At 72.0% G+C, this 4,835-nt stretch carries 5 protein-coding genes; 3 read left to right on the top strand and 2 right to left on the bottom strand.

What is annotated here, in order from left to right; genetic code table 11:
- The coding region (locus tag TA90_RS11375) for a protein kinase domain-containing protein (RefSeq protein ID WP_043536574.1) at window positions 1–816 on the bottom strand (816 nt) is incomplete at its 3' end.
- 210 nt (window positions 817–1,026) lie between these two features.
- Between TA90_RS11375 and TA90_RS15260 the strand changes: the two genes are divergently transcribed.
- Window positions 1,027–1,377, top strand: coding sequence for an Rv2175c family DNA-binding protein (locus TA90_RS15260; protein ID WP_052450814.1), 351 nt, complete (start codon window positions 1,027–1,029; stop codon window positions 1,375–1,377).
- A 56-nt stretch (window positions 1,378–1,433) separates the two neighbouring features.
- On the opposite strand, the gene TA90_RS11365 is transcribed toward TA90_RS15260, so the two are convergent.
- Window positions 1,434–2,558 (bottom strand): polyprenyl synthetase family protein, encoded by a 1,125-nt coding sequence (locus tag TA90_RS11365; protein ID WP_052450813.1) that lies wholly within the window; start codon window positions 2,556–2,558, stop codon window positions 1,434–1,436.
- A gap of 109 nt (window positions 2,559–2,667) precedes the next feature.
- Here TA90_RS11365 and TA90_RS11360 point away from each other — a divergent pair, with 109 nt between their 5' ends.
- Together TA90_RS11360 and TA90_RS11355 are read left to right on the top strand one after the other, a co-directional pair.
- A complete protein-coding gene (locus TA90_RS11360; RefSeq protein WP_043536569.1) occupies window positions 2,668–3,060 on the top strand; it encodes a universal stress protein in 393 nt (130 codons plus the stop codon).
- A gap of 30 nt (window positions 3,061–3,090) precedes the next feature.
- The gene (locus TA90_RS11355; RefSeq protein WP_074015389.1) at window positions 3,091–4,740 is read left to right on the top strand and encodes an RNA polymerase sigma factor; all 1,650 of its coding nucleotides are present in this window, start codon (window positions 3,091–3,093) and stop codon (window positions 4,738–4,740) included.
- Window positions 4,741–4,835 lie beyond the last annotated feature (95 nt).

Raw genomic sequence — 4,835 nt, 5'->3', positions numbered from 1 at the left:
CGAGGCGCGTGTGCGGGCGACGAGCTCCAGTGCCTCGCGGGCGTCCGAGGGACGTTCGTGGGGGTCGCGTGCGGCCAGGGCCGCGACGAGGTCGTCCACCTCACGGGGGATCCACGGCTGGTCCCTGGAGGGCAGGGGGACGTCGTCGTGGACATGGGAGTAGGCGATGCGCATCGCGCTCTCCCCGTCCCAGGGGACCCGCCCCGTCAGCATCTCGTCGAGCATGATCCCCACGGAGTAGATGTCGGTGCGCGCGTCGGTGGTGCCGGTCGTGGCGATCTCGGGCGCCATGTAGGCGACGGTGCCGAGCATGGAGCCGGTGGAGGACATCGAGACCTCTGAGGCCGCGCGGGCCAGCCCGAAGTCGGTGACGCGCACCGGTCCCTCTGCCGGGACGAGGACGTTCTCCGGCTTGATGTCGCGGTGGATGACGCCGGCACGGTGGGCGGCCTGGAGGGCCTCGAGGACCTCCTGCGTGTAGCGCAGCGCCTGGGCGACCGTGAAGGCCCCCTGGGCGCGCAGCAGGGTGCGCAGGTTGGGTCCGTCGATGAGTTCCATCACGAGGAACCCCTGGCCGTGGACGACACCCTGGTCGAACACGGAGACGACCCCGGGGTGGACGATGCGGGCCGCGGAGCGTGCCTCGCGACGGAACCGGGTGACGAAGTCCGCGGACTCGGCGAGGTGGGGGTGCATGACCTTGAGGGCGACGGGTCGGTCGAGCCGCTCGTCCTCCGCGACGTAGACGGTGGCCATGCCGCCTCGCGCCAGGCGTGCGCGGATGCGGTAGCGCCCGTCCACCAGGAGTCCGATCAGGGGGTCTGCCCCCGGGGCCGCGTCTGGCGGGGGCGGGGCCGGCGGTGCCGTCTGCCCCTGGGCGGACAGGGGGGAGCCCGGGCTCGAGGGGGCTGCCGGACCGGAGGGACTCACGTCTCGGATTCTACGGGACCCTCCACGGGCGACCTGCGCTGACCACGCCGCCCACGGCCGAGGTGGAGGGCGGGGTCGGGTCGTAGGCTGGTGGCCATGGATTCACCGACAGACCTCCTCACCATCGACGAGGCCGCGCGCAGGCTCGGCATCGAGCCGCGTCGCATCAAGCAGCTCGTCCGCGACCGTCAGCTCTTCCTGGTCACCGCTCCCGACGGGTCGCGTGCCGTGCCCGCGGAGATCATCACGCAGGGGGAGCACGGCTGGGAGCCCCTGTGGAACCTGCCGGGGACCCTCACCCTGCTCGCCGACGGGGGGTTCTCCGACGAGGAGGCCGTGGCCTGGCTCCACACCGAACGCGAGGAGCTCGGCGGCACGCCCATGGAGGCCCTGCTGGCGGGGCGCCACCACCTCGTCAACACCATCGCGGGCACCCTCGCGTTCTGATCCGGGTCGGGGGCGCCGCGCAGCTCCGGCCCCCGGGAACGGTCGGGCGCCGGGTCTCAGGCCCGGCGCCGGGTGAGCAGGTCGCCCAGGCCCGCCAGCAGCGCGGTGGCGCGGGGCTCGAGCCCCGCATCCACGAGGGCGCGCCCGCCCTCGTCGACGAGCCCCGAGATCATCGCCTCGTGGGCCCCGCGCCCGCGGCGCCCGACGATGTCGACCATCCGTGCGAGCTGCTCGGCGGTGACCCCGGACTGACCGAGGCCGGCGGCGAGCTCACGGCGTTCGGCGGGGTCGGCCCGCTTCCAGGTCAGCGCCAGCAGCGGGGTCCGCTTCCCCTCGAGGAGGTCACCGCCCGCGGGTTTGCCCGTCGCCCCGGGCTCACCGAACACCCCCAGGTCGTCGTCGCGCAGCTGGAAGGCGGTGCCCCAGGGGCCCGTCACGGACTCCACGGCTGCCAGCAGGTCCGCGTCGCCGCCCCCGGCGATGACCCCGAGGGCCAGGGGGTGGACGACGCTGTACCGCGCCGACTTCCGGCGCACCACCTCGAGGGTGTCGGCGAGCCGCACCGCCGTCGGGTCCTCGGCGTCGAGCGGCACCTGCTCGGCACGCACGTCGAGGTACTGGCCCAGCGCCACCTCGGCGTGCATGAGCGTGAAACGTCCGAGCAGGTCGCACCCGCGCCGGTGCCCGAGGTCCCGCGCGGCCCGGGCCACCGTGTGGTCCGCCGCGGAGAGGAGGAGGTCACCCACGAGGACGGCCCCTGCCACCCCGTACTCCTCCGCGGAGCCCCACCAGCCCGCGGCGCGGTGCTGGGTGGCGAAGAGGACGTGGGGGGTGGGGCGACCACGCCTGGTGGACGAGTGGTCGATGAGGTCGTCGTGGGCCAGTGCCGAGGCCTGGTAGAGCTCCAGGGCCGCGGCCAGCGGGTCCACCTCCGCATCGCCCGCGGGCAGCCCGTCGGCGATGGCCGCCCCGATGAACGCGAAGGTGCCGCGCAGGCGCTTCCCACCCGAGGCGGCCTGCAGGGCGGCGCCCTCCAGGGGCTCGAGGAGTGAGGAGGGACCGAGGTCGTCCAGGGTGCGCCGCAGCGCGGTCCGGGTGGCGACGTCGGTCCGTCGGGCGAGGTCGGCGAGGGGAACGGGGACCGCACCCTCCGCGTGTGCGACATCGGCGCTGGAGGTCATGGCGTCAGGGTAGCCGACCGCGTGGGACCGGCGTCCGGCTGCCGGAGGCGCAGGGGCCGGAGCGCGTGGCGCACCTATCATGGGAGGGTTCCCGGACCTCGGAGGAGTCATGGCCATCGTTCTCAGCTACCACGGCAACCGTGAGTCGGAGGTGGCCCTCCAGGAGGCGCTGAGGATCGCGGGGGAACACGCCACCTCCCTGGTGGTGGTGCTCGCGCGGCGGACCGGCCAGGAGGACCCGCGCACCGTGGAGGACGCCGAGGACAGGCTGTGGGCGCACCTGGGGCGCGCGGACGTCCCCTTCGAGATCCGCCACACGGAACCGGAGCAGGACGTGGCGGACGCCGTCCTCGACGCGGCGCAGGCCGTGGACGCCTCGGCCGTGGTGCTCGGGTTGCGCCCGGGTGGCTCCGGTCACACGACCGTGGGCCCGAACGCCTCACGCATCCTGCTCGACGCGCCGTGCCCGGTGATCACGACCACATACCACCCTCAGCCCTGAGAGAAGTTCCGGGGAGCGGGCATTATAATTGTGAACAGCCCGCCGGCGCCACCCCCCGACCATCCTGAGAAAGGGATACGTGTGACTGCATCCCGCACTGCCTCACCCCGCGCACTGAAGGACTCCCCGACCGCGCGGAAGACCCGGACGGCGGAGGAGACCACCGGCCCGGAGTCCACCACCGCGAAGGCCGCGAGCACCGCTGCGTCGTCCTCCGCGAAGAAGTCCACCACAGGGAAGACCCCCACGAAGAAGAGCCCGACGAAGAAGACCCACCGGAAGAAGTCCGCCCCGGCGGCAGAGACCTCCCAGGAGGGGGCCGTGTCCGAGCAGGCCGCCGACACCGCCACCAAGGCCCCGGCGAAGCGGTCCACGTCGCGCCGCTCCGGCACCACCAGGAAGTCCTCCTCCGCGAAGGCCGGGTCCGCCGGCAGGTCCACCGCGAAGGCGAAGGCGTCGCGGAAGAAGGATGCCGACCCCGAGGTCGAGGACGTCACCTCGGAGGACATCGACATCGAGGTGCTCGACGAGGACGAGGACGACTCCCCGACCCCCGGTGTGGACGACTCCACGGACGAGGACACGGACACGGCTGCCGACGCCGACCCGGGCCAGGAGGACTCCGGCCCGGGCGACGACACCGACACGCCCTCCGGCGACCACTCCGGCACCCCCGCACGCCCGACGGCGATCCGGGCCAAGGGCGGGTTCGTGGTCTCCGACTCCGACGACACCGATGAGCCCGTCCAGCAGGTCACGGTGGCCGGCGCCACCGCCGACCCCGTCAAGGACTACCTCAAGCAGATCGGCAAGGTCTCCCTGCTGAACGCCGAGCAGGAGGTCGACCTGGCCAGGCGCATTGAGGCCGGGCTCTACGCGGAGTACAAGCTGAAGAACGAGGCCGACTCCATGACCTCCAAGCAGCGCCGCGAGCTCCACTTCATCGCACAGGACGGCCAGAACGCGAAGAACCACCTCCTGGAGGCCAACCTGCGTCTGGTCGTGTCCCTGGCCAAGCGCTACACGGGGCGCGGGATGCAGTTCCTGGACCTCATCCAGGAGGGCAACCTCGGCCTGATCCGCGCGGTGGAGAAGTTCGACTACACCAAGGGCTACAAGTTCTCGACGTACGCCACGTGGTGGATCCGCCAGGCGATCACCCGCGCCATGGCCGACCAGGCCCGCACCATCCGCATCCCGGTCCACATGGTCGAGGTCATCAACAAGCTCGCGCGCGTCCAGCGCCAGATGCTCCAGGACCTCGGTCGCGAACCCACCCCCGAGGAGCTCGCCAAGGAGCTGGACATGACGGCCGAGAAGGTCGTCGAGGTCCAGAAGTACGGTCGCGAGCCCATCTCCCTGCACACGCCGCTCGGTGAGGACGGTGACTCCGAGTTCGGCGACCTCATCGAGGACTCCGAGGCGATCGTGCCCGCCGACGCGGTCTCCTTCACGCTGCTCCAGGAGCAGCTGCACCGTGTGCTGGACACGCTCTCCGAACGCGAGGCCGGCGTCGTGTCCATGCGCTTCGGCCTCGGGGACGGCCAGCCCAAGACCCTCGACGAGATCGGCAAGGTCTACGGCGTCACGCGTGAACGGATCCGCCAGATCGAGTCCAAGACCATGTCGAAGCTGCGCCACCCCTCACGCTCGCAGGTGCTGCGCGACTACCTGGACTGAGAGTGTGACCGATGCCGGGTCCCAAAGGCCGCGATTTCAAGGCTGCTGGGTCCTGACATCGGACACGCTAGCACGGCACAGCGCTTTTGGTCGAG

It is taken from the genome of Actinomyces polynesiensis, assembly GCF_000820725.1.
GTDB classification, from domain to species: domain Bacteria; phylum Actinomycetota; class Actinomycetes; order Actinomycetales; family Actinomycetaceae; genus Pauljensenia; species Pauljensenia polynesiensis.
The sequence above is the reverse complement of the archived record's forward strand: the minus strand, read 5'-3'. Positions and strand labels throughout refer to the sequence as shown.